The 24,405-nt window shown below is 43.3% G+C and carries 22 protein-coding genes; 10 read left to right on the top strand and 12 right to left on the bottom strand.

Annotation, left to right across the window (positions count from 1 at the left end; translation table 11 throughout):
- Window positions 1–58: 58 nt before the first annotated feature.
- Complete coding sequence (tdh, locus tag WR49_RS10580; protein ID WP_046223965.1) at window positions 59–1,090, top strand: L-threonine 3-dehydrogenase; 1,032 nt, start codon at window positions 59–61, stop codon at window positions 1,088–1,090.
- Between the two features lie 196 nt (window positions 1,091–1,286).
- Entirely contained in the window at window positions 1,287–2,147 is an 861-nt protein-coding gene (locus tag WR49_RS10575) for a hypothetical protein (protein ID WP_046223964.1), read from the top strand.
- A gap of 86 nt (window positions 2,148–2,233) precedes the next feature.
- Here WR49_RS10575 and WR49_RS10570 read toward each other — a convergent pair whose 3' ends face one another.
- The 3 genes from WR49_RS10570 to WR49_RS10560 all read right to left on the bottom strand — a co-directional run bounded on the left by WR49_RS10570 (window position 2,234) and on the right by WR49_RS10560 (window position 6,540).
- Window positions 2,234–3,457, bottom strand: a complete 1,224-nt coding sequence (locus tag WR49_RS10570; protein ID WP_046223963.1) for a DUF819 family protein — start codon at window positions 3,455–3,457, stop codon at window positions 2,234–2,236.
- A gap of 540 nt (window positions 3,458–3,997) precedes the next feature.
- Window positions 3,998–5,923 (bottom strand): monovalent cation:proton antiporter-2 (CPA2) family protein, encoded by a 1,926-nt coding sequence (locus WR49_RS10565; protein WP_046223962.1) that lies wholly within the window; start codon window positions 5,921–5,923, stop codon window positions 3,998–4,000.
- Window positions 5,923–6,540: an NAD(P)H-dependent oxidoreductase gene (locus tag WR49_RS10560; protein ID WP_046223961.1), complete on the bottom strand. Its 618-nt coding sequence runs from the start codon at window positions 6,538–6,540 to the stop codon at window positions 5,923–5,925. The genes WR49_RS10565 and WR49_RS10560 overlap by 1 nt, the downstream gene beginning before the upstream one ends.
- Window positions 6,541–6,843: 303 nt before the next feature.
- On the opposite strand from WR49_RS10560, the gene WR49_RS10555 reads away from it, so the two are divergent.
- A complete protein-coding gene (locus WR49_RS10555; protein WP_046223960.1) occupies window positions 6,844–7,920 on the top strand; it encodes a threonine aldolase family protein in 1,077 nt (358 codons plus the stop codon).
- A gap of 504 nt (window positions 7,921–8,424) precedes the next feature.
- Window positions 8,425–8,859, top strand: a complete 435-nt coding sequence (locus WR49_RS10550; protein WP_046223959.1) for a YccF domain-containing protein — start codon at window positions 8,425–8,427, stop codon at window positions 8,857–8,859.
- Between the two features lie 204 nt (window positions 8,860–9,063).
- On the opposite strand, the gene yiaY is transcribed toward WR49_RS10550, so the two are convergent.
- Both yiaY and WR49_RS21465 read right to left on the bottom strand, forming a co-directional pair.
- Window positions 9,064–10,212, bottom strand: coding sequence for an L-threonine dehydrogenase (gene yiaY / locus WR49_RS10545; RefSeq protein WP_046223958.1), 1,149 nt, complete (start codon window positions 10,210–10,212; stop codon window positions 9,064–9,066).
- 237 nt (window positions 10,213–10,449) lie between these two features.
- On the bottom strand, window positions 10,450–10,611 hold the full coding sequence (locus WR49_RS21465) for a hypothetical protein (protein WP_170960274.1): 162 nt from the start codon (window positions 10,609–10,611) through the stop codon (window positions 10,450–10,452).
- Window positions 10,612–10,818: 207 nt separating this feature from the next.
- Between WR49_RS21465 and yjjG the strand changes: the two genes are divergently transcribed.
- Complete coding sequence (gene yjjG / locus WR49_RS10540; protein WP_046223957.1) at window positions 10,819–11,493, top strand: pyrimidine 5'-nucleotidase; 675 nt, start codon at window positions 10,819–10,821, stop codon at window positions 11,491–11,493.
- A gap of 165 nt (window positions 11,494–11,658) precedes the next feature.
- Window positions 11,659–12,588, top strand: a complete 930-nt coding sequence (yddG, locus tag WR49_RS10535) for an aromatic amino acid DMT transporter YddG (RefSeq protein WP_046223956.1) — start codon at window positions 11,659–11,661, stop codon at window positions 12,586–12,588.
- 50 nt (window positions 12,589–12,638) lie between these two features.
- Here yddG and WR49_RS10530 read toward each other — a convergent pair whose 3' ends face one another.
- Window positions 12,639–13,535, bottom strand: coding sequence for a cation diffusion facilitator family transporter (locus WR49_RS10530; RefSeq protein WP_046223955.1), 897 nt, complete (start codon window positions 13,533–13,535; stop codon window positions 12,639–12,641).
- Window positions 13,536–13,883: 348 nt separating this feature from the next.
- Here WR49_RS10530 and WR49_RS10525 point away from each other — a divergent pair, with 348 nt between their 5' ends.
- The gene (locus WR49_RS10525) at window positions 13,884–14,234 is read left to right on the top strand and encodes a hypothetical protein (protein ID WP_017058537.1); all 351 of its coding nucleotides are present in this window, start codon (window positions 13,884–13,886) and stop codon (window positions 14,232–14,234) included.
- A 61-nt stretch (window positions 14,235–14,295) separates the two neighbouring features.
- Here WR49_RS10525 and WR49_RS10520 read toward each other — a convergent pair whose 3' ends face one another.
- Entirely contained in the window at window positions 14,296–15,174 is an 879-nt protein-coding gene (locus WR49_RS10520) for a LysR family transcriptional regulator (RefSeq protein ID WP_017058536.1), read from the bottom strand.
- A gap of 161 nt (window positions 15,175–15,335) precedes the next feature.
- On the opposite strand from WR49_RS10520, the gene WR49_RS10515 reads away from it, so the two are divergent.
- The 3 genes from WR49_RS10515 to WR49_RS10505 all read left to right on the top strand — a co-directional run bounded on the left by WR49_RS10515 (window position 15,336) and on the right by WR49_RS10505 (window position 18,750).
- Window positions 15,336–15,935, top strand: a complete 600-nt coding sequence (locus WR49_RS10515; RefSeq protein ID WP_046223954.1) for a class I SAM-dependent DNA methyltransferase — start codon at window positions 15,336–15,338, stop codon at window positions 15,933–15,935.
- 293 nt (window positions 15,936–16,228) lie between these two features.
- Window positions 16,229–17,794: a YjjI family glycine radical enzyme gene (locus WR49_RS10510; RefSeq protein ID WP_046223953.1), complete on the top strand. Its 1,566-nt coding sequence runs from the start codon at window positions 16,229–16,231 to the stop codon at window positions 17,792–17,794.
- A gap of 41 nt (window positions 17,795–17,835) precedes the next feature.
- Window positions 17,836–18,750 (top strand): YjjW family glycine radical enzyme activase, encoded by a 915-nt coding sequence (locus tag WR49_RS10505; protein WP_046223952.1) that lies wholly within the window; start codon window positions 17,836–17,838, stop codon window positions 18,748–18,750.
- A 67-nt stretch (window positions 18,751–18,817) separates the two neighbouring features.
- Here the strand turns inward: WR49_RS10505 and WR49_RS10500 are convergent, their stop codons facing one another.
- From WR49_RS10500 to yccS, 5 genes are all read right to left on the bottom strand, one after another.
- Entirely contained in the window at window positions 18,818–19,729 is a 912-nt protein-coding gene (locus WR49_RS10500; RefSeq protein WP_046223951.1) for a LysR family transcriptional regulator, read from the bottom strand.
- A 53-nt stretch (window positions 19,730–19,782) separates the two neighbouring features.
- Complete coding sequence (locus WR49_RS10495) at window positions 19,783–21,042, bottom strand: hydroxymethylglutaryl-CoA reductase (RefSeq protein ID WP_046224035.1); 1,260 nt, start codon at window positions 21,040–21,042, stop codon at window positions 19,783–19,785.
- Between the two features lie 183 nt (window positions 21,043–21,225).
- The gene (locus tag WR49_RS10490) at window positions 21,226–21,546 is read right to left on the bottom strand and encodes a hypothetical protein (protein ID WP_046223950.1); all 321 of its coding nucleotides are present in this window, start codon (window positions 21,544–21,546) and stop codon (window positions 21,226–21,228) included.
- Window positions 21,547–21,667: 121 nt separating this feature from the next.
- Entirely contained in the window at window positions 21,668–21,853 is a 186-nt protein-coding gene (locus tag WR49_RS10485) for a hypothetical protein (RefSeq protein WP_046223949.1), read from the bottom strand.
- Window positions 21,854–22,180: 327 nt separating this feature from the next.
- Window positions 22,181–24,364, bottom strand: coding sequence for a YccS family putative transporter (yccS, locus tag WR49_RS10480; RefSeq protein ID WP_046223948.1), 2,184 nt, complete (start codon window positions 24,362–24,364; stop codon window positions 22,181–22,183).
- Window positions 24,365–24,405: the final 41 nt, after the last annotated feature.

Here is a 24,405-nt window from a genome sequence, read left to right as displayed (position 1 = left end):
GAACATATAGATTTTTGATTCTCGCCTTACAGTTAGGCGAGATGAACTAGGTAACATTATGAAAATTAAAGCACTTTCTAAGCATAAGCCTGAAGAAGGCATTTGGATGACCGAGGTTGAAAAACCTGAAATGGGTCATAATGATCTTCTTATCCGTATTAAGAAAACCGCAATTTGTGGTACTGACGTACATATCTACAACTGGGATGAATGGTCACAAAACACAATCCCAGTACCTATGGTAGTGGGTCACGAATACGTGGGTGAAGTTGTTGGCATCGGCCAAGAAGTTCGTGGTTTTGAAATCGGCGACCGTGTATCTGGCGAAGGTCACATCACATGTGGTCACTGTCGTAACTGTCGTGGCGGCCGTACTCACCTTTGTCGTAACACAACAGGTGTTGGTGTTAACCGCACTGGTGCGTTCTCTGAGTTCCTTGTGATCCCTGCGTTCAACGCATTTAAGATCCCTGCTGAAATCTCTGATGATCTAGCATCAATCTTTGACCCGTTTGGTAACGCAGTACACACAGCACTTTCTTTTGACCTAGTAGGTGAAGACGTGCTAATTACTGGTGCTGGCCCAATCGGTATCATGGCTGCAGCTGTTGCTAAGCACGTTGGTGCTCGTCACGTTGTAATCACTGATGTAAACGAATATCGCCTAGATCTTGCTAAGAAAATGGGTGTGACTCGCGCAGTAAACGTGATGGAAGAGAAGCTTGAAGACGTAATGGCAGATCTTGGCATGACTGAAGGTTTCGACGTAGGCCTAGAAATGTCTGGTAACCCATCTGCGTTCAACAGCATGCTGACTAACATGAACCACGGCGGTAAGATCTCTCTACTAGGTATTCCACCATCAGATATGGCGGTAGACTGGAACCAAGTAATCTTTAAAGGCTTGGTTATCAAAGGTATCTACGGTCGTGAGATGTTCGAAACTTGGTACAAGATGGCTTCACTAATCCAGTCTGGCCTAGATCTAACACCAATCATTACTCACCACTACAAAGTGGACGACTTCCAGAAAGGCTTCGACATGATGCGCTCTGGTATGTCAGGAAAAGTAATTCTTGATTGGGAATAAGCAAAAGGAGTAAACACTCCCGAGCTTCCTGATTAATTGAAAATGCCTCAAAGCGATTTGGGGCATTTTTGTATCTAAATTCTAACTAGGGTTAACTTATCTCTCTGTCACTTAATGGCCATTTTACTGCCCGGTAATCTCTAAAATACTCAATAAGCAGTTACATCTTATTGTTTTACTATTGAAGAGAGGGCTCATGGCTTGTAAACCACTTGCACTGATAATAACTGGACTATTATTAACGCCGAATTTTGCTAGCGCTAAGGTCGACATTTCGAAATCTGAAAGCGATCAAGCGGCAGAACAGGCAGCAAAGGAACTTGCAAACCCAAACACAGCTTACGCTAGCCTCAATCTAAAGCTCCAGTATTCAGGTGGTTACGATGGTGGAGGGGACAGTTTCGCTACAGTATTACAACCAACTCTTCCTTTCCCCATGGATAACGGCGACAAAGTGATCTTCCGCCCGGCTATCTCTTATGTACAGAACGATTTCCATGTGGATACGCCAGTAAGCTCGCAGAATATGGATCACTCTGGCGTTACAGACATCTCATTTGATTTAGCTTATGCGCCTAAAATGGAGGGCGGTACCATTGTCGCTTTCGGTCTCTTTGCTTCTTTGCCAACGGGCAGCAGTGACTTAACGGCGGACCAATTTGCTGTCGGGCCTGAATTTATGGTCGGGAAGGCGAGTAGTGAACGAGTTGTCGGTATGTTCCCAAATCACTTGTATGGTATTTCTGGAGACGGAGCCGACCATTCTGATACTCGAATCAACAAGACATCGACACAAGTGTTTTGGGTAGAGATATTAGGAGGTGGTTGGACGGTGGGCTCTGCACCAACATTCTCGTACGACTGGAATAAGGATCAGGCGGAAATTCCGTTAAACATCAGTGTTAGTAAAACAACGGTTCTGAATGGACGCCCTTGGAAGTTTGGCATTGAAGCGAACTATTACCTTGAGAAAGACGAAAAAACGCGTCCAGATTTTATGTTGAGCTTTAATATCAGCCCTGTGGTGGAAAATAAACTGACATCTTTGTTCGATTAAGCCGTTATTTGAAATACAGTTTTAGAAACGAAAAAGGCTGAACGATCATCGTTCAGCCTTTGGTGTTATTGGATTAAGCGATTCTATTAACCAGCAGCAACTTGCATGATGAGGCCACAGATGTAAGCGCCGTATGTACCGAGAGCGTAACCCAATACCGCCATTAGGATACCTACTGGTGCCAATGCTGGGTGGAATGCAGCCGCGACGATAGGTGCCGATGCAGCGCCGCCTACGTTAGCTTGGCTACCTACAGCCATGAAGAACAATGGTGCACGAATTAGCTTCGCCATTACAATCATCAGAAGGGCATGAATAGTTAACCATGTGATACCAATGAAGAAGTAACCTGGGTTGTCTAAGATAGCTGTCACATCCATTTGCATACCGATAGTTGCAACTAGGATGTAGATGAATGCTGAACCAACTTTAGACGCGCCGCTGTGCTCAAGGCTGCGTGTTGATTTGAAGCATGAAGCGATCAGCGCGAACGTTGTTACCATTACGATCAGCCAGAAGAAGCCAGATGTTAGGCTGTATTTCGCAAGTTCTGGCGCGTTGGTTGAGATCCACGGTGCAATCATGTCACTGAATAAGTGAGCCAAACCTGTTAAACCAAAGGCAATTGCCGTGATCTTCATGAGATCGGTTGTAGTTGTTGGGCGCGCGTTCTCTTCTTGGTATTTAGATACCGTCTCTTTTAGCTCTTCAATAGATGAAGTATCCGCTTTTAACCATGCATCAATCTTCTTCTGACGACCAGCCATGATAAGCAAAACGGCCATCCAAATGTTCGCACAGATAACATCAACCGTAATCATTGCAGAGAAGAGTTGGTCATCAACCTCGAACACTTCTTTCATTGCTGCTTGGTTCGCACCGCCGCCGATCCAAGAACCAGCCACAGTTGTAAGGCCACGCCATACATCGCCAGATACGAGGTCAGGGTTAACTTGGTCGATAATTAAAATCGCCAAAGGGCCACCAATGATGATGCCGACAGTACCCGTTAGGAACATGATGACGGCTTTTGAGCCAAGGCCGAAGATTTTGCGTAAGTCAGCTGAGATGATCAGTAGAACGAGTGCGCTTGGTAATAGGTAACGACTTGCAACAAAGTACAGCTTTGAGTTTGATGCGTCGATGATGCCTAGGCTGTTCAATAGAGAAGGAACAAAGTAACAGAGCAATAGACCCGGAACGAACGAGTAGAATTTTTTCAGTGCGCTATTTTGGCTACTTTCCGTGATAAAAACACCGCCAAGAATAACAGCTAACATGCCCATTATTACAGCATCATTAGTAATCATTATTATATCTCCTTTAAGGTGAGCGCAAAGGTCTCACTTTTTGAATTGCAGGACTATACCGACAACCGTCATTCGTTACAAATTGTAACGATAGACATACTTTGAAATGTTTATGTTAATTTTGATGGTTTGAATTTGTGAATGTCGTGCGTTATTTATTTGATTGATGAATGGGTTTGTTGGGGCTTTTGCGGCGTATTTCGATATATGCAATGTAATTCAAGCCTTAGCGAGTGGTCGCTATGAATTGGGTTGGTGCTTGAATGGCAGGAATGAGTGCATATATAGCCATGTTTATGGTGTGGTTTATGCAGGGTTAGAATGTTTCAATAATGTAAAAATTGAATCCACTTTTGCTATGTGGTCAGAAATTAGAAATTTTAGCTAGATCACACAAATCTCTCGGATTACGAGTTTCAGCACCTGATACTTATGCTGATTTGACGTTTTGTAGGGGGTAAATGAAAGAAAAAGCGGCTTAAATAGCCGCTTTTGATGGTTGAATTGCATGGTTATCTAGAGCTGAAGTCTAGATGCTGCTTAAGACTCTTCTTCCTCAAAGCCATCTGCATAGCCTTTTGGTGGAGGTGTCCAACCACGCTCAGATCGAGAGTGTTTGTCTGAACGGTCTTTCTTCATATCTTCTTTCATTGCTTCTTCAAGGTGAATGAAGATTTGTCGGTAGTTGTTGTCGTAGCGTGGATTCTCTTCTGCTTCAGACCAAGCTTGGTAAAGCTTTTCAGACTTACGACTCTCAACGCGTTGATACGTCGATTTTTGCTGCTCGACGAAGAATGGGTGATGACCCAAAGAACGCAAGGCTTCAGCACCCATTTCAAGAGCAGAATGGTAGGTCTCTGATTCCACAAAGTCTGCCCCCGCTTCTCTTAGGCGATAACTATGACCACGGTCGAATGCGCGGGCTAAGATTTTCACTTTAGGGTAGGTGTGTTTAACGTAATTCACTAACTCAACGCTTGAGTCTTGATTATCGATTGCTACTACTAGCATCGCGGCTTCTTCGATTCCGGCGGTATGCAATAAGTCGTGACGTGTCGCATCACCAAAGTAAGATTTGATATTGATAGAGCGCAGTAAGTCTACTTGGTTCGCTTGGTGATCCAGAACCACCGTATTGACATCGTTCGACACCAACAAGCGGTTAACGATTTGACCGAATCGACCAATGCCCGCAATGATAACGGTACCTTTCTCTTCGATGGTATCTTCTTCGCGGTCGTTAGATTTTTGTTCGTAACGAGGAAGAATCACTTTATCAAATAGAATGAACAGCCCTGGCGTTAGGAACATTGAAAGTGCCACAACCAGCGACAATGTTTGGACGATGTCAGCAGGTAATACGTGGTTTTGAGCTGAGAAGCTCAGTAGTACAAAACCAAACTCACCTGCTTGCGCCAAGCTCAGTGTAAACAGCCAACGGTCACTGTTTTTGATTTTGAAGATCAATGCCAACGTAAATAGCACCAAGGCTTTAAGAAGCATAACGCCAAGAGTGAGGCCAATGATCAAACCAAAGTCGTTGAATAGAACATCAAAGTTGATGCCTGCACCTACGGTTATGAAGAATAAGCCAAGTAGCAGCCCTTTAAACGGGTCAATATTAGACTCAAGCTCGTGGCGGAATTCACTGTTCGCCAATACCACACCCGCAAGGAAGGTACCCAAAGCCGGTGATAGGCCGACTAGGCTCATCAGTGCAGCAATACCAATCACCAACATCAGTGCGGTTGCAGTAAAGATTTCACGTAGGCCTGAGCTTGCCACGAAGCGGAACAGTGGACGACTCAAGAAGTGTCCGCCGACCACAACAATCGCAATAGATGCTGTGATCACAAGGCCATAAGCCCAACCGGGTAGGCCAGCGACGAGGCTTAACTCTTCATGGTGATCAGAAGCCGAAGCAACCGCGCTTTGTGCAGCTTCGATTAATTCTGGCAAGGCTAAAAGAGGGATAAATGCCAACATAGGGATGACGGCAATGTCTTGGAACAGTAGGACTGAGAAAGCGTTCTTGCCGCCTTCTGTTTTGGATAGCCCTTTTTCGTTAAAGGTTTGGAGAACAATCGCGGTAGATGACAGGGCGAAGATCAAACCGATAGTCAGCGCAATGGTCCAAGGTTGTCCGAAGAAAAGGGCTATACCCATTACAATCGCGGTCGTGCCACCAACTTGTAGTCCACCCAGCCCCATAAGTCGGTTTCTCATTGCCCAAAGCATCTTAGGTTCAAGTTCAAGGCCGACCAAGAACAGCATCATAACCACGCCGAACTCGGCAAAGTGTTGGATCGTTGTGGTCTCTTCACCCACTAGGCCAATGATTGGACCAATCACAACACCAGCAATGAGATAACCCAATACAGAACCAAGACCAAGTCTTTTGGCAATAGGCACGGCAATAACTGCTGCGACTAAGTAGATAAACGCTTGTAGAAAATATCCCGTCATTATTTAACCTCTGCCATTAGTTCTTCTACGTAGTGGTTGAGTTTTTCTGCTTTGCTGGCTTTCTTGATATTGATCTTGCCAGCAACTAACGCCTCTAACAGCACTTTATAGCTATCGACATGCTCTTGAATGCGGTTTTCTTCCAAAGCGGTACGCGAGCCAAATAGCGCAAAGGGCGCGAGATAGTTCATCCCGCACAGAGAAGCGGTTTGTTCGATTGGGTGAAGCAGTTCTCGAATCGTGAAATGGTTATAGCCATCACTTTGGTAGGCATCTTTTTTACCTCCTGCAGTAATGCTACATAACAAGTTCTTGCCCTGTAGTTCATTGCCATCGGCGCCGTAGGCGAAGCCGTATTCAAGAACAAGGTCTTGCCACTCTTTAAGAATTGCCGGTGTTGAGTACCAATACAAAGGGAACTGAAAAATGATGATGTCATGGTCTAACAGGCGTTTCTGTTCACGGTCGATGTTGATTTTAAATGTCGGATACTCGGCATAGAGATCGACACAGGTAACACCGTCAACGCGTTTGGCTTGTTCAAATAAGGGTTTGTTTGCTTCAGAACGATGTTGAGAAGGGTGAGCGAATAGCACCAAGACTCGATTTTTCGACATATAGCCCTCTTTGTCCATTAACGAATAATATTTATTGGAATTATAGATATACAATAATAGAAGAATGGTTGAACAACAACGAATTAGCCCATACTTATCTATTTAGATGCGTGTGATTTTAGGTACTTAATTATATAAAACATCCGTCAATTTGAGTATTCCTGGCACAAGCCGCCGATGACTGAGTAAAACTAATTATTCACGAATAGTAAAAGCGAATATGGGCATTTTATGTCACCGTTGGTGGGTAACGTAAATAATCCAATAACCCTACATAGAACGATAATGAATAAAGGAAAAACTATGAGCATGGACTTGCGTCAACAATGTGATTTGTTGCTTTCCGGTCACCTAGAACCGACTCCAGCACAAACATTCGCTCAGATGGCTGAATGGTGTGAGACACACAATGTGAGCCATGATAGCTACGGCGATGGTGAGTTTATCGAGAGCTTCGAAAACAAAGTCGCGGAACTGCTAGGTTATGAAGCGGCTGTATTTGTGATTACCGGCACCATGAATCAACCAACAGCATTAGAAATTGCGTGCCAAGAGAAAAGAAACCCTGTAGTGGCGATGCATGAATCGAGTCATATTATGCGTCATGAACGCCAAGGGTATCAGCTCCAAAACCGCTTCAACGTACTTCCCGTTGGCAACGTATTTCGCACTTGGAATGTTGATGACTTAAAGGCGTGGCCTGATGAGGTTGCAGCCGCTCTATATGAATTACCCATGCGTGAAATCGGCGGCCAATTACCAGAATGGGATGAGCTTGAAGCGATCAAGCAGTACTGCAAAGAACAATCAATTCACCTTCATATGGATGGTGCGCGTTTGTGGGAATGCGGCGCGTATTACCAAAAACCATACAGCGAGATTGCCAAGGGTTTTGATAGTGCCTATGTTTCGCTTTATAAGGGGCTGAACGGCCTCGGTGGTTCACTGTTACTGGGTGATAAAGCCTTTGTGGCGAAAGCATCTGCGTGGATGAAGCGTCAAGGCGGCAATGTTTATCACCGAACGCCTTATGTGGTTTCAGCGGCAATGCAGTTTGATGAGCGATTAGAACTGATGCCTGCTTTATACGAACGAACCAAACAGGTTTATCAAATCCTACAAGATTACCCTCAGTTTACCGTTAACCCACAACAACCGCAGGTCAACATGCTTCACCTCTATTTACCTGTGAGCTACGAAGACGGCATTATTGTGAGGGATAACATCGCGAAGAAACACAAGATTTGGATAGGAAACCCAGCGATCAGTGAGTTGCCAAACCAATGTAAGATTGAATGGTATGTAGGGGATAACCTACTAAATTTGCCTGATCATGAGCTGATAGACATTCTAGATTTTATTAGCGAAGAGCTGATTTGATCACGGAAGAGTTGAGTTGATTACAGAAGAGCTGACTGAAGAAGAACTGATCTAATTGGAACTGAAATAGATACAGGAAAGGGTTCTTATATCCATTTATATAGCTAGGATGTCCGGCTCTGTTACATATACTGGTTGATGTACACGTCGACTAAGAACATGAACACTGGGACTGTGCTGAGAAGTCCGAAGAAGACGATTGGCACCCAGTTTTTCATTTTCTTTTTAGGTTGCTCAGTGTTGTTCATAAATTCGGCCTTCAATTAGTTGTTGTAGCTATTGTAGCTGTTTAGCTTTGTGGTACTAAAAATCTAAGAGCATGGTATCAAATAAAATCGATGAGCCCTATGCGGATTTGACGTTTCGTGGCGTGTATCAATCACATAAAATGTAAGTGATTCATAAACGGTTCATAAAGGTTCAACAATAATGAACCTATTAGAACAAGTATTGCCTTACTCGGCATATGAAATAAACAGCATTACAAGATTTGGAGAATACAGAATGAAAACAATAGGAAACATCATTTGGTTTCTGTTCGGTGGTGTATTTATGGGACTGGCTTGGTGGTTCTTTGGGCTACTTGCATTCCTCACCATTGTTGGTATCCCTTGGGGCAGAGCGTGTTTTGTAATGGGAAACTTCTCTTTCTTCCCATTCGGACAAGAAGCGATTTCGCGTGATGAGCTGACTAATGAGATGGATATAGGCACGAGTCCGTTAGGTGTGATTGGGAATATCATTTGGTTTTTATTTGCGGGAATCTGGCTTGCGATGGGTCACATCATGTCAGCAGTGGCGTGCTTCATTACGATCATCGGTATTCCGTTTGCTATCCAGCATTTAAAGTTAGCGGTTATCTCACTGGCGCCAATCGGTAAGACGGTTGTCGATAAACGTGAAGCAGAAGCGGCGCGAGTAAGAAACTACAAAGGTTAAGATTGTAGTCTACGCCTTAATTGAACTGAAAAGCACATCGTATGATGTGCTTTTTTACGTCGTAGTGTCTATCTAGTATCTAATTCGACGGTGCCGGAGGCAAAGGCTTGATGTGATACGACTGATAAAAGAAAACGAGCTCAGAAGGTGAGCCCGTTTGTGTTTGTTTTGACCTGTTTTTAGAACAAGTGACGTGTAGCTAGATTACATCGCTGCTTCGAAGATCGCTGAAATTTCTTCGTGCGTGGCTTGTTTAGGGTTAGTGAAACCACAAGCGTCTTTCAGTGCGTTGTCTGACAGAGTTGGAATGTCTTCTAGTTTTGCGCCTAACTGTGCGATGCCTGTTGGGATATTTACATCATTTGCTAATTGAACAATTGCGTTAATTGCTGCTTCTGCGCCTTGCTCCGGTGACATTCCTTCAACATTTACGCCCATTGCTTTCGCAACGTCACGTAGACGTTCTGGACAAGCTTGCGCGTTGTAGCGTTGAACGTGTGGAAGCAAGATAGCGTTACATACACCGTGTGGAAGGTCATAGAAACCACCCAATTGATGCGCCATTGCGTGAACATAGCCAAGAGAAGCGTTATTGAATGCCATTCCTGCCATAAACTGTGCATAAGCCATTTGTTCACGAGCTTCAATGTCTTCGCCGTGCGTTACGGCTGTTCTTAGGTTCGCTTGCACAAGCTCAATAGCTTTAATGGCTACTGCGTCTGTGATTGGCGTTGCTGCGATAGAAACGTAGGCTTCGATTGCGTGTGTTAACGCGTCCATACCAGTTGCAGCCGTTAGTGATGCTGGTTTAGCCAGCATCAGTTCAGGATCGTTTACTGAGATAAGCGGCGTTGTGTGCTTATCTACGATAGCCATCTTAATGTGACGCTCTTCATCAGTGATGATGCAGAAGCGTGTCATTTCAGATGCAGTACCTGCTGTGGTATTGATAGCAATTAATGGCATCATTGGTTTTTCAGACTGATCAACACCTTCGTAATCTGAGATTTTGCCACCATTAGATGCGATAAGAGCAATACCTTTTGCGCAATCATGAGGAGAGCCACCTCCGAGAGAAACAACAAAGTCACAATCATTGTCTGTAAGTAGCTCAAGACCGTCATTAACGTTAGTAATGGTTGGGTTTGGTTGGGTGCCATCGAAGACAACTGCGTCAACGCTACGTTGACTAAGAAGCTCTTGTACCTGCTTTACCACGCCAATTTGGTTAAGAATCTTATCCGTAACGATCAGACCTTTTTTGAAGCCTTGAGACTGAATGCTATCAGCAGCATCTTTCAAACAGCCGGTACCCATGAAGTTTATTGTAGGGATGTAAAACGCGCTAGACATTGGGAAACTCCGTTAATTATAGTTTTTTATTTGTTCTATGTTGTTGGTAATATTAGGAAAACCTTCGATCTTAGATAAGCTTGACCCCGAACTACCACTTTGTGATTATGTATTAAGCTTGATGCATATGGCAATCGTTTTTATGGTTTTATGTGAGTTTACTATCAACAGAAAAAACTAAATTAAGAAGAATATGTTGAGGTGATGGTCAATTGAGTGGCTAACAAATGAGTATCATTAGTTTGATTCGTCTGCTTTAGAAGATGCCAAACTCGTTTTACATTGGTTTGAACTGTTCTTATGCTCTGTTTCTGGATTTTCATTTTTATTTGGTTCTTCATCGTAGTGTTTGACCACAAAAGGAGTAAGCATTACGGATGATGGCAAGAAGTGCTTCATAGTACCTCCCGGTACTTAAATGGATTTTTATTGTATGGTATTGGTTTAATATGTGGCAGAATTTGCGATATATCATGACTTGCGACTTGTTTTCTATAAATTATTAGATTTATATACAGACTCACAAAATTGAGAGTAAAGTGATGACCCGCCCTTTGAGGCAACGATAAAAACAACGACAAAACAGCGCGAGTAAGAGGACATAAAATGAAGTACGATTGGATATTCTTTGATGCGGATGAAACCTTGTTTCACTTTGATGCTTTTCAAGGGATGAAGTTGATGTTTTCCCGTTTTGGTGTTGACTTTAGCGAACAGGATTATTCAGTTTATCAAGAGGTTAATTTGCCGTTATGGGTCGATTACCAAGATGGCCGTATTACAGCGGCACAACTGAAGCACGCGCGTTTTGAAAGCTGGGCAACAAAGTTAGAGACAACAACGGCTGCACTAAACAGTGCATTTTTAGCCGCAATGGCAGACATCTGTTCTCTGCTTCCTGGTGCAAAAGAGTTGATGGAGTCGTTAAAAGGCAAAGTGAACATGGGTATCATCACCAATGGTTTCACAGAGCTGCAGTCAATCCGTTTGGAACGAACAGGAATGACAGACTACTTTGACCATGTGATCATTTCTGAGGAAGTCGGTGTCGCTAAACCAGACGCGGAAATTTTTGAACATGCACACAAGCTGATTGGATTGCCATCAAAGCAAAGAGTATTGATGGTAGGGGACAACCCACACTCTGATATTTTAGGTGGCTTGGATTTTGGTATTGAGACCTGTTGGTTGAACAGCCAAGAGAAAGCGACGCCAGCAGGAATTAACCCTCATTATCAGGTTAAGTCTCTGGCTGACCTACAAACACTTTTGTTGGCATAACTGCTAACTGCTTTTAGATTTTTGAGTAAATGATTGATAGCCGAGTACAGTTATGTGATCGGCTACTTATTTTTACTTACTGCAACTTATCGATAGTAGTGTTTAAGCCTACCTTTGCTTAAGCTCGCTTTGATTACCTAATTACAATAAAAAGAAGGAAGAGGCGTGCTGAAATCTCATCGCCATAGCTGCTACGGCATTGCTGCCATTTTACTATGGAGCTGCTTAATTGCATTGTCTCGTAGTGTGTCAGAACAACTGGGCCCAATTGGTGGTGCAGCCAGTCTTTATACAGTGAGCTCACTGTTGTTAGTCTGTGTTATGGGTCTACCTAAGCTGTCGCGCTTCTCTAAATCGTATTTGATGATCGGTGGTGCCTTATTCGTTTGCTACGAAATCTTCTTGGCTCTGGCTTTAGGAATGGCAAATAGCCGACATCAAGCCTTAGAAATGGCCGTTATCAACTATCTATGGCCTGCACTAACGGTGTTGTTTGCGGTGCTGTTGAGTGACAAAAAGATCAACTGGTTGGTTTATCCAAGTATCGTCTTGGCGTTCTTTGGCGTGGCTTGGAGTATCAGCGGCGAGCAGGGGCTTTCTGTCGATCAAATCGCGGCTAATATTGCAACCAACCCTAAAACCTATTCGATGGCATTCTTCGGCGCGATTATTTGGGCGGTATATTGCAATTACACCCAACGCGTTGCTAAAGGGCAGAATGCGATTGTGCTTTTCTTTATCGCTACTGCGGTCACTCTGTGGATCAAATACGCATTGAGTGATGAAACCGGCATGGTGATGACTTCAAGTGCTGCGATTGACCTAATGCTTGCTGGGGCTTGTATGGGCGCTGGTTACGCGCTTTGGAACACGGCGATTCTGGGGGGGAATATGGTGTTTCTTGCAACCATGTCTTACTTTACGCCAATCTTCGCGACCTTACTGTCTTCCGTGATTCTCGGCTTGTCATTGAGCATCACGTTTTGGCAGGGCGTGTGTATGGTGACGATTGGTTCGCTCGCTTGCTGGTGGGTAACCAGAGAAAAGCCGACATCAAAGGTGTCGGCTTCTAAAGAGGTTCAATCTTCCCTTTAATCTGATTTCACTTTGTACGTGAGGTTTGTCCTCATTTGTTAGGTAAAAACTTAACTCGCGACATTGAGGTTCAATTGAAGCTCATAAGGCATCTTAGATAAGCGTCGCTTAAGTTTGCGGCGCGTTCGTTCAATATCATCGAACGCAATTGCTTGTTGGTCGTTGGTATGAATATCAACGTTAATTCTGAGTTCTGGGCCAACTTTAGTCACCCCCATCAGTTCTAAATTTTGTTCCGCTTCTTTGTTTACCTCGACAACATTCTTATCCACCGCGTCACAAATGTCTTTGGTTGCCGACATCATTAGAAGTTCACGCATTGCTTCGCGCAACATGTCAAACGGGACTTTGATGAAGTAGAAAGACATGATCAACATCATCACTGGGTCGGCATAAGCCGCATATGCTGACAGTGGAGAAAAAGTAACTAGCCAAGCAACTACGAACCCCGCGGTTACAGCCACACTCAACAATGTATCCATTTGCCATTGTTTTGACTCGGCTTGAATCAGGCCGGAAGAGATACTTTTGCTCTTATTGGTGATGTACCACCAAGCGTAACCACAACCTAATACATTGACAATACCGAACAGAGTTGCGATAGAAGTATCAACTTCACGGCCACCCGTCATAAGGGCACCAATCGCAGAGTAAAGTGAGTAACCAACCACAAGCAGAATGACTAGGGCTTTTATCGCAATAACAATCGGTTCTATGATAGCTCGACCGAACGGAAACTCTCTATCTGAAGGGCGATTAATATATTTTGAAGCAGCTAGTGACAATAAAGTTAACAGTAAGCTTATAAGAGAGTAGACACCGTCAAAGACTATGACCAGAGAGCCAACGATAAGACCCAACACCAATCCGCCAATAGCGAAGCCTGATGCTAAAAGGGCTGAGAATAATAGTACTCGATTTTCGTTTTGGCTTTTCCTGTCACACATAAAATTTTCCAGATGTTTTTAATAGCCTCATTGTTCTGATATTGAGCTAACTTTACAAACCTTATATAGTGAAGTTGACAGTTTTTATCTAATCTTTAATTATAAATCATTAAAATTCAAATAGTTAATATTGATTTGTGGTGCCAATTATATTGACGCTGAGTGTTTGTTGATGATTCAGCACAACTGAAATGGGAACATTTATGATTAATAAAACATATCGTTGGCAAATGTTGTATAGCTCTAGAAAATTAAGCGATACTCCAATAAAGGCTCAGGGTTAGAGCGCGATCAATAAATTGTTCAAGCTTTAACGAAATGGTATGAATTTCAAAGGAATGGGTAAATATGAAGTTTGACAATCTTAGCGATAGTGAATTATGGGGCATTGCTAAACCAATTATGGATAACCTGATGGAGGGCTCAACAAAAATTGATCATGCACAGCACAGCCGAGATTTTACGCAGAGGATGAAGGATATTGTTACGCCTGAATATCTGGAAAAGGTGTGTCGCTATTATCAGCACAGCAACGGATTTTTTGCTGAACGTGAGCCCGTTGCGCTATTCAGACGATCTGATTCCATCGCCTTTGTTTGGAAGCAAGCGTATACCATTGCTAAAGGCGAGTTTGTCGCCGAAATGGTACTGGTTGAAGAAGATGGACGTTACATGGTTGATCACGTTATGGTTTTCTAAGGAGAGGACGTGTTAGCTGTCGTATAATTTTACGTATTGAGATAGAAAAAAACCTGGTAGCCTAGAAATCAAATAGATAATCACTGATTTGATCCGCTAACCAACTCATACCTGGATGCTCAGCCATTCCCGCAGCTGTAAACATACAGTAATCTTCTTGCGTTAGTCCGTAAGTATGCTTAATAACAGCTAACTCTTGTTCACGAAGTAAGTGGCGAATCAATGGTTCAGGCAATACGCCCCAAGCGTTTTCACGTAGAATAGTATCCAACATAAAGTCGAAGCTAGAAAAGCCGATGTGGCGACGCGAGAAGGGCTCAAGCTCAGGGTTATCTTTTTCATTGAGATAAACCATTGTTACTTGCATCGAATTTCTCAACACTTCATCAGATACACGTCGCATCACACTCAGGTCGTGTCCTTTTTTACATACAGACATCATTCTAATCTTACCAAGTGGGTTGTAGATTATTCTTGGATCATCAACACGCTCGTAATCGACACCAAACGCGAAATCGACTTGCTGGGTTTCGACTAGGTTGGCTAAGTCACCACTCGATGCAAGAACGAAGTTGAATGAGGTGGAAGGATACTTCTTGTTGAGTGCATGGGATAAGTCCTGCCACATTGCATCGGGTAATGAATCGTCGCGAGCGATCCATATCTCCGCATTGAATTCACCTGATACATAGAGACAAGTTTGCTTAATGCGAGCTACCGTCACCAAAATGCCTTCGCAATCTTTATAGATGGCTTTGCCTGCTTCAGAAAGCTCAACGTGGTTTCCGCTGCGCACAAACAGTTCGATATCTAACTCTTTCTCTAAGGCTTTAATCGACATGCTAAGTTTAGTTCGGTTGCATTCTAACTGACGTGCAGCTTCAGAGACGGATCCTAAATCAGCAACAGAACAAAAGGCTTGGACTTGAGAAAGGTTCATTTCATTTCCATATTGAGCGGGAGTAGGCACATATTATCTGAATATTGTGCTGACTATCTTAGAAATAGTCCATCTTTGCATGATAACTCTATGACGAATTGGCTAATTTGGTTTATTCTGTGCGTGTTCCGAACCTACAAGAAGTAAAGATGGAGGCCATGATGGCGAAACAATGGGACGAGTACGCACCTGACTGGGATAAAGATCCCGCAACTGTAGTATTCGCACAGTCCGTATTTGACCAGTTGACACAGCTCGTTGATTTGAACGGAACCCGTGTCCTTGATTTTGGTTGTGGTACAGGACTACTCAGCCAAAAAATATCTCCTTTTGCAAAAGAGGTCATCGCGCTTGATATCTCTGAAGGGATGATCGAAGAGCTAGATAAAAAAGAGCTAACCAATGTTGAAGCTGTTGTCGATATTCTATCGCGCGGGCTTGCGGCGCAGCATCCAGCCTTCAGAAATCAATTTGATGTAGTCGTAGCGTCTTCGGTATGTGGTTTTATTCCGAATTTACAAGACACTGTCAGTTTGATTTATACGTTGCTCGAAAACGATGGCATTTTTGTTCACTGGGATTGGCACCTTGAAAACGACGATGAAGATTATGGCATCAGTCTAGAGCGTTCAAAAAATGTTCTAGGTGCTGCTGGTTTCTCTGTTGTTGAAGTATCAACACCGTTCTCAATTGACACTCCGCAAGGACCTTTAAAGGTATTGATGGGGGTTGGTCGTAAACAAGTGCTCCCTCACCTTTAACAGATACTGTCTCTCGTCTCTTTCTCTATAGCGTGAACTATAAATAACAAAGCTCACATTAACGGTCTCATGACCAGTTATGTGGGTTTTTTGTTTTGACCCGTTTGTGTTTCAAGATAAATGACTAGATTTGTACTTACAGAGCTCTGTTGTTTATTCGTTTAGCTTTCATTATTTTTCTATTCAATAATACCGAATTTCCATTTTGGAAATATAGTCTTTCATACCTTTCATTAGTGGAAACTTAAAATATAGGTGTAGAATAAACCCATAATAAAATAGAGGGTTTAATCATGAGCCACCAGCCTGCGCCATCTACTTCTTCACCACTTTCAGATCAACAACAACGCTTTAGCACTATCATTTCAGATGCCAATCTGTCTCCAAAACAGAAATCGCACTATCTTGCCTTAGAAGCTGAAGCGAGCCTGCCGTATATGTCGGTAAGCAATGAAGTAGAGCAAGCCTTACAAGAAGGTGTGCTATGTGACATGTTTGAAGGTCACGCCCCATTTAAGCCGCGCTATGTACTTCCAGACTATTCTAAATACTTACATCAAGGCTCAAAGTATTTAGAGCTTAGCGCGGCAACTAATTTCGACGAAGCATTGAACATGCTGACCATCCTTTATCATCACGTTCCATCAGTGACTTCCATTCCGGTTTACTTAGGTCAACTGGACGATGTATTGATGCCTTTCGTTGGCGACTTAACGGAAGAGCAGATTTATCAAAAGCTTAAGCTGTTCTGGATCATGCTGGATCGCACACTGCCAGATGCCTTCATGCACGTCAATATCGGCCCGACAGATAATATTATTTGCCGTACGATTTTGCGCGTAGATGCTGAACTGAAGCAGATCGCGCCAAACCTGACCTTTATGTATGACCCAACTGTCACTCCTGATGATCTGCTTCGTCACGCGGCGAGCAATATCTGTGAATGCAGTAAACCGCACATTGCCAACTATCCAGCGCATGCCGAAGCTTACGGCGACAAGCGTTTTGGCATTGTAAGCTGCTATAACTCTCTGCCTTTAGCGGGTGGTTCAAACACCTTAGTGCGTATGAACCTTAAGCAAGTGGCGTTGAAGTGTCAGGATAGTGATGATTTCTTACAGCACGTATTGCCTAACTACAGTGACATCATGGTCGAACTGATGAACGCGCGTAGCCGTTTCTTACATGAAGAGTCTAACTTCTTCGAAGGTTTCTTGACCAAAGAAGGTTTGATCGAAGAAGACCGCTTTGCGCCAATGTTTGGTATTTATGGCATGGCGGAAGCCGTTAACATCTTGATGGAAAAAGAAGGCAAAGCAGGGCGCTATGGCCACGATGAACAGGCTAATAAACTCGGTTACCGTATCTCTGAAAAACTGGCTGAGATCGTTGATAGCTCTGAAGTGAAGTATGGGCTGGAAGGCCGGGCTCTGTTGCACGCTCAAGGCGGTATCAGCTTAGATGAAGATGTAACACCAGGTGTGCGTATTCCTTATGGTTCGGAGCCAGATCCTGTCGCTTATGTTCGTGCTACAGCAGATCACCACAAGTTTTACACCTCGGGTATCAGTGACATTCTGACCATCGAGGAAACAGTGAAATCTAACCCTGAAGCGATGTTCAACCTGTGTAAAGGCGCGATTCAAGCGGGCTACCGTGAATTTACCGCTAACGTGGCATCAAACGACTTGGTTCGTGTGACGGGTTACATGATTAAGCTTTCAGACATTGCTAAATATGACGAGCGAGGCTCTCGCACTAACACGACTTTCTTAGGAGCCGAAGCTGCGAAGAACACGGGTATCTTAGAGCGTAAACCTCGTGTGGCGAGCTTAGAGATGTCGCCAATGTACGAATAAAACCTTAATCTAACTATATCCATAACCAAACAATATCAATAATGAAAATTTCTGATCTAACAACTCAAATGGCTAGGGTTAATAACAATAAGACAGAAAAACAAGCGAAGGTCAGCCGTGTGCTGACCTTTTCTTGTGTTGATGGGCCGGGAAATCGTCTAGTACTGTTTCTACAAGGCTGTAATTTTGATTGTATTACTTGTCATAACCCACACACCATTAATCACTGTAATCATTGTGGGGACTGCGTCAGCGGGTGTCCAAGCGGTGCACTAAGCGTTGTTGATGGCAAAGTGAAGTGGGCTCCGTCTGCCTGTACCAATTGCGATCAGTGCATTGATATCTGTAATCATAAATCGAGTCCGAGAATTACATCGATGACGGTCTCGGAGGTACTTGAACTCGTTAGGCACAATCAATTTTTCTTGAGTGGTATTACCGTTTCGGGCGGTGAAGCGACCATGCAACTGCCGTTTATTATCGAATTGTTTCAAGCAATCAAAAGCGATTCGCAGTTAGCACACTTAACGTGTTTTATTGACAGTAATGGTTCGCTGCCACAACAAGGGTGGGAAAAAGTGTTGCCTTTCCTTGATGGCGCGATGATTGACTTAAAGTCATGGCAATCGGAAACCCATCTATGGTTAGTTGGCAGAGGGAATCATAGGGTGTTTGAAACCATTAACTACCTTGCAGATAAAGGAAAACTACACGAAGTTAGGTTGCTGCATATCCCCAATAAAAGTGACCTCGATATTGAGGTAGAGCAGGTCGGTTATTACTTAAAAGGCTTGCCAAGTGATGTTCGTATTCGATTGAATGCCTTTCAACATCATGGCGTAATTGGTGAAGCATTAGAGTGGTCTAAATGTACAGAGCAACAAATGCAGAGCTTTCACGACAAGCTCTACGCTATCGTTCAAAGGCAGATGCAAACACCTGAGGTTTATACCTAATCTTTTATTAAAATCGAGTCTTTTATAAACACTAGTCTCGTTAGTTAGATCGGCTTCTAGCACAATCCTAGGCTTCTAAGAACAAGTCACACAGCCATTTGATCGCTTGGTCATTCATGTTTGGTTTGTTCCATACTAGGCTGTACGCCACCTTACCGTAATCAAAAGGAAGTGGCTTACTCACTAAGCCTTGTGCTTGTTTTGCATTTTCAGCCCATTGTTTAGAGCAAGTGAACAAGAACGGTGTGTGGTGACATAACACCGCCGCAGCACCGAAATCTGCTACCGATATTGCCACCTTTCTTGGCTGGTGGCATTGAACTAGATTTTGTTCAAAGTAAGGCTGAGACAGTTCGTTGTCTAGGATCCCAATATGTTTATGGTTTAAGTAACCTTCAATAGTCAGTTCCTGTCGGGCAAGTGGGTGGTGTGCGCCCATCAAGCAAATCATTTCATCTTGAAGTATGGTTTTCCAGACTAATTCTTTGTTGTTTGTCGGGGGTTGAGAAATGTCATGAGGCAGTAGAACCAAATTGATCTTGCCACTTAATAATGCATCGAAGCCGAGTTGTTGTTTTGAATAGATAGTTAGCTTGGCTTTGGGGGCGAGTTCCGTCGTTATTCTGCTTATCTTCGAGGCGAACACCTCAAAGGTACTTTCACGCATCGAAAGTGAAAAGTTGCCTTGGTAATCTTGCGGGGCAAAGCTTTTTTGATGAAGTAAGCCGTTCATACTGGCTAGAATTGCATGTACAGTAGGAGCGATTTTCAGTGCAAATGGTGTCGGAATCAACTTGGTGCCATCTCTATAGAATAGCTCATCATCTAAGATGTCACGCAGTTGAGAAAGGTTTTTACTCACACTTGAAGGGCTCACACAAAGCTGCTCAGAAGTTTGAGTAACACTATGAGTGTCCAGCATAATATGAAGTGCAGTGAGGTGCTTAAGGTTCACTCTCGATAAATGTAAGTAATCCATTTACAACTCACTTAATACTTGGACAGTTTAGGTTTTAAGGTTTGTAACCGAAATTAGCGTGCTAACTTGTGATGAGCTCGCGAGAAATGACCCGCACAGAAAGCACCGACAATAGAAAGTTCTCCTGCTAAACACAGCACCGCGCAAACTTCTGCTAACGCTTGTGACTTTCCGTTGCCATGTAACCCTAATAGATCTAAACAAGCTTTTTGACTAGGGAGGCTTGTACCGCCACCAACCGTACCCAGCATCAAGTTCGGCAGTGTAACACTAGCGTAAAGTCCGCCTTCTTTATTTAGCTCCATACGCGTCATACCAATCGCAGATTCAGCAACACACGCCGCGTCTTGGCCACAAGCGATATAAAGTGCAGCCAGTGCATTAGCATAATGGGCATTAATACCGATAGTACCACTCAAAGCGCCACCCACTGTAGTCATTTGGCCAAATTGGACCATCTTCTCTGGTGTGGTGTGTAGATACTTTGCGATAACCTCAGCAGGAATATTGATTTCAGCGGTTACCTTTTTACCACGAACGCTGCGTAAGGTTTGGGTATTGGCTTTCTTATCACCCGACAAATTACCATCAAGGAAAGCATGCTCGGGTTTAACCGGCGTGTTTTCTATGATGTACTCAAACACTGCATTAGTGGCAATTGTCACCATGTTCTGACCAGAAGCATCTCCAGTTAGGAATTCAAACACCAAGTAAACGTGGTTGCCTTCGATGTTGATATTGATGTCGGTAAGTTTGCCATGTGAAGTGGTGGCTTCTGCCAAGGCTTTAAACTGTTCATATTGAGTAACAGCCCAAGCGACAAACTGTCCCGCTTCAACTAACCCTCGGAATGCAAAACCAGGGGTACGTGTTACACCTTCATTGAGCAGCATTGCACTTGCGCCACCACAAGCGGTGATCAGCTTTGAACCACGGTTGTAAGACGCAACAAGTGCAGCTTCCGTCGTTGCAAGCGGTACCAAATAATCGCCCTCAGCAAACAGACCATTCACTCTTAGTGGGCCAGATATACCGACAGGCACTTTCACTGTTCCAATAAAGTGCTCGATGTTTTTTTCGTAAGCTTGAATCTGACTTTCAGTATGAGTATCGAGCAGCTCTTGTTGTGATTCTGCGTTATTAAGGGCCGCCCAGCGACGTGTAAGGTTTTTTTCTGTCAGATAGGGGCTTGGTGTCAGCTTGTTTAATGGCTTTTCAAAGTGAGGTTGAAGCTTTTTTTCTAATTCGTCTGCGGAGATGTCGCCTCCTAAAATAGAAACATAGTCACGGCGATGCAGATTTAGTTTTGGCATAAATAGTATGAAGTGAAGTTTGTGCAGCAAATTGGTTTGCGCTGATTCTACCGAGTAATAAGCCAGAAACAAGCGTCAGATATAATGAGTTACAGTTTGTGTGCTTATCGTGTCAAAAAGCGTCAAAAATCGTTGAATCAAACTGGTTTAGAACATCAAAAAAGTACGAAATGTAAGTGTAGTTTAGATATGGATGTTTAGAAGACTGCCGATAGCTTCGTTTTGACGATCAACGACACTCGCACCAACACGGTTATAATTGGCACTTTGGGTCAGCTTTAGCAAGGCATCATTCGAGGGCGAAACGGGTTCCGGTTCTTTGTCTTTAAACGAAGTGGATTGCTCAGGCTCTAATTGGTTAAAGCTGAGATCACTGCTTTTGAAAGAATCATCGGAGTTTGGAGCGTTTTCGGAGGCTTGGTTGAGCTCGATAGCGGCTTCTTCAGCCATTTTGGTTGACTGCTGAATAATGGCGTAATCAGATTGAATACCAGATATCGACATAGCAGGACCTTTAATTGACGTATTGATTAAGTCTAGGTGGACTATATTTTGAGCGCAATGGTTAAGGAATGATATTTATAGTGAAACGGTATACTTAAGCTAAAATAGTGAGGTCAGTCTATTAACTGAACAGGTCGTTTAGTACATTTAGCTCTTCATCGGTAAGAAGAGTTTGCTTGTCCGTTTCAAGATTACCATCGATCTCCTCTTGCAGCGCCTTTAATTGCTGCGAGTTAAGATGCTGTATCTGTTGTTTGAACGCTTCAAATTGTTGTGTATTCATAATGTGACCTTGCTTCAAATCCATATGCTTCATTGAGCATAGACTATTGATTCAGGAAATCAAACAAGATTAAGTGAATATTATTTGAAGTTTGCAGTTTCCTAAAATTAAGACAACTATAAATCTATTTGGTCGTTTTTTGTCCGGGAAGTGTTAGGCAAAGTTATAGTTTTGTCAGTTAAAATCAAAAAATTATTTATAATGTAAAAGCGATTCAGCCCTTTCACAACAAGGGTAGGAAAGTTGTTGCTCTACCTATTTTGGGGGTTGGTAGAGCAATATATAACTATACGTAATGATTGAAATTTGAGCGATTGGTGCTATCTGTCTATTTTTACAGCACTTTGTTCATCAAGAAGTTTCCTTGTTGATGTATTTATTAATGTTGACTTTAAATGCAAACTTGGTCGCTAAAGTATGCAGTTCCGGAAGCATTCGATAAATTAAATGCAGCTGTTGTAGAACCATTCTAACAGACCCCTCATCTTCTTCTCGCCACTCACTCAAGCGCTTATCAAGTTCAGGATCATAGGTATTTTTGATTTCACATTGCTCATGGTAGGAATAGAGCTGGTCATTCAGAGCGTCGAGGTGATCATGTATGACACGATGTGCATCCAACACAAGTTTATGTGTGGATTCGTCATCAATACGAGTTCTATGAGCACCTAATGCAGAAATATAGCTCAACAGAGCGTGATTGAGGGTCAGAAATCGAAAGCTATCGTCTTCAGAAGTGCGATATTTATCAGGCTCAGCTAGCATACTGCTAATTACCAGAGTTAGATTAGCGTCGTTATTGTGTGCACTGCGACGAGCGATACGATAATTCAAAGTGTCTTTTTTTCCGACGCGGTATTGGCCAATGATTTGGTCTAAGTAATTTTTATTGGAATCGAGAGCATCGGCCATGACCTTGTGCAGTCGCTTTGATTGCCAATCTGGCAACACGTATACCACTGCGAGCACGGCTAGGGCACACCCAATAAACGTATCCGCTAGCCTTGGCAGTACCACGGCATAACCTTCGCCGAGCTGATTAAAGCAGAATAATACCAGCAATGTGATGAAGCTTGTTGCGAAGCCGTAATTATTGATGCGAAACGCAAAGAACATAACACCACTGATAACAATGAATACTAACTGGCTTTCTTGAGAAGGGAAGAAGGTCAGTAGTGGAACGCCTATCAACAAGCCAGCCACAGTTCCGATCACGCGGGCCGTCAGCTTTTTTCGTGTGGCACTGTAGTTTGGTTGGCACACAAACAATGTAGTAAGTAAGATCCAATAACCACGTTCAATATCAAAGCCTTGGATGATGCCATAGCCGAGCGTTAGAGTGATTGCCAACCGAATTGCGTGACGAAACAACATGGAATCTTTGTGTAGGTTGGCTCTGATTTTCTGCCACATTGCGGTTAATGTGTGTGGATTCGTATCGTCCAAGACTCCTTCCTCTAACTTTTCGGCGTCTGGGTTGCTGATATTCGACAGTTGTTTTTCAACGGTTGCTAGGTTATCGAATAAGTAACCTAGTTGGTTTAGCAGTAGTTTCCATTCTGTCTTGTTCTGTTGGTGTAAATGATTGAGTGAAGACATCAGCTCATCAAGTGCCAGTACAGACTTATTGCCATGCTGGTACACAGCCCCAACCTTGAGTGAACTTGCCACTTCTTTGCATGCGGTTGCTTGTGACTCTAGTAGATATTTAAAGCGGAACAACACATCAGATCGTTCGAAATGTTTCGCGAGTTCTTGATAGCGATAGTGGGTGGAACTCACACGCTCATGAATGTCTTGCGCGATAAAATAAGTATTTAAGAATCGGTCACTCGGGCCATCAATGTGTCCACGCTTTGAGCGGTTAAGCAACGTCGCTTTACACATGTTGAGTGCATTAACGGTACTGGCATTCAGCTTGGCCTCGATAATACGGTGTGGCTGAGGGATAAGGTCAGAAACAGGGTAAAATAGCTCTGCTTTAGAGTCCATGTAGGTTCCAATTTGATCAAATACCGTTGCAAGGTTTTGCTGTACCGGTTGCATTGGCCATATAATCTGCCAAATCATAGACATAAAGTAATACCAAGCTGCCCCCGTTAATAGCAGCAGTGGTTGAAACCATAGGTTAGTGCTTTCGTGGGCGCCAAGCATTGCATAGATGGCTATCAACAAAGAGCCAAATGCGATACTTGCGTATTTCGGTCCAATAGCGCCAAGCATAATGAACGAGAATGTTGATGCGAAAAGACCTAATGCGAACAACCAAGGTGTGTTGAAGAGTAGCTCAATGGAAAAGGCGGCGATCGCAAAACAGATAAACGTAAGAGTGAGTGCCTTTAAGCGGCCCGTAAAGCTGTCGTCACTTTCAGCTAGTGCGGCAGCAATAACTCCTAAAATTAAAGGCGTGATGAGTGTGTTTAGTTCATAATACCAAGCAGGAATAACAACACCCAGTAGAGTGATGAGAATTAACACGCTGTAATTGATGGTTTTATTCGCCCAATAGAGGCGTAATTTGACAGAGAAGTCCACAGTCGCTCACTTAATACACTAAAACCATAATCCTAACAGAA

Origin of the sequence: Vibrio sp. ECSMB14106 (genome assembly GCF_000972265.1) — a bacterium.
Classification (GTDB): domain Bacteria; phylum Pseudomonadota; class Gammaproteobacteria; order Enterobacterales; family Vibrionaceae; genus Vibrio; species Vibrio kanaloae.
Note: the sequence above shows the minus strand (reverse complement) of the source record. Positions and strands in the feature narration are given on the sequence as shown.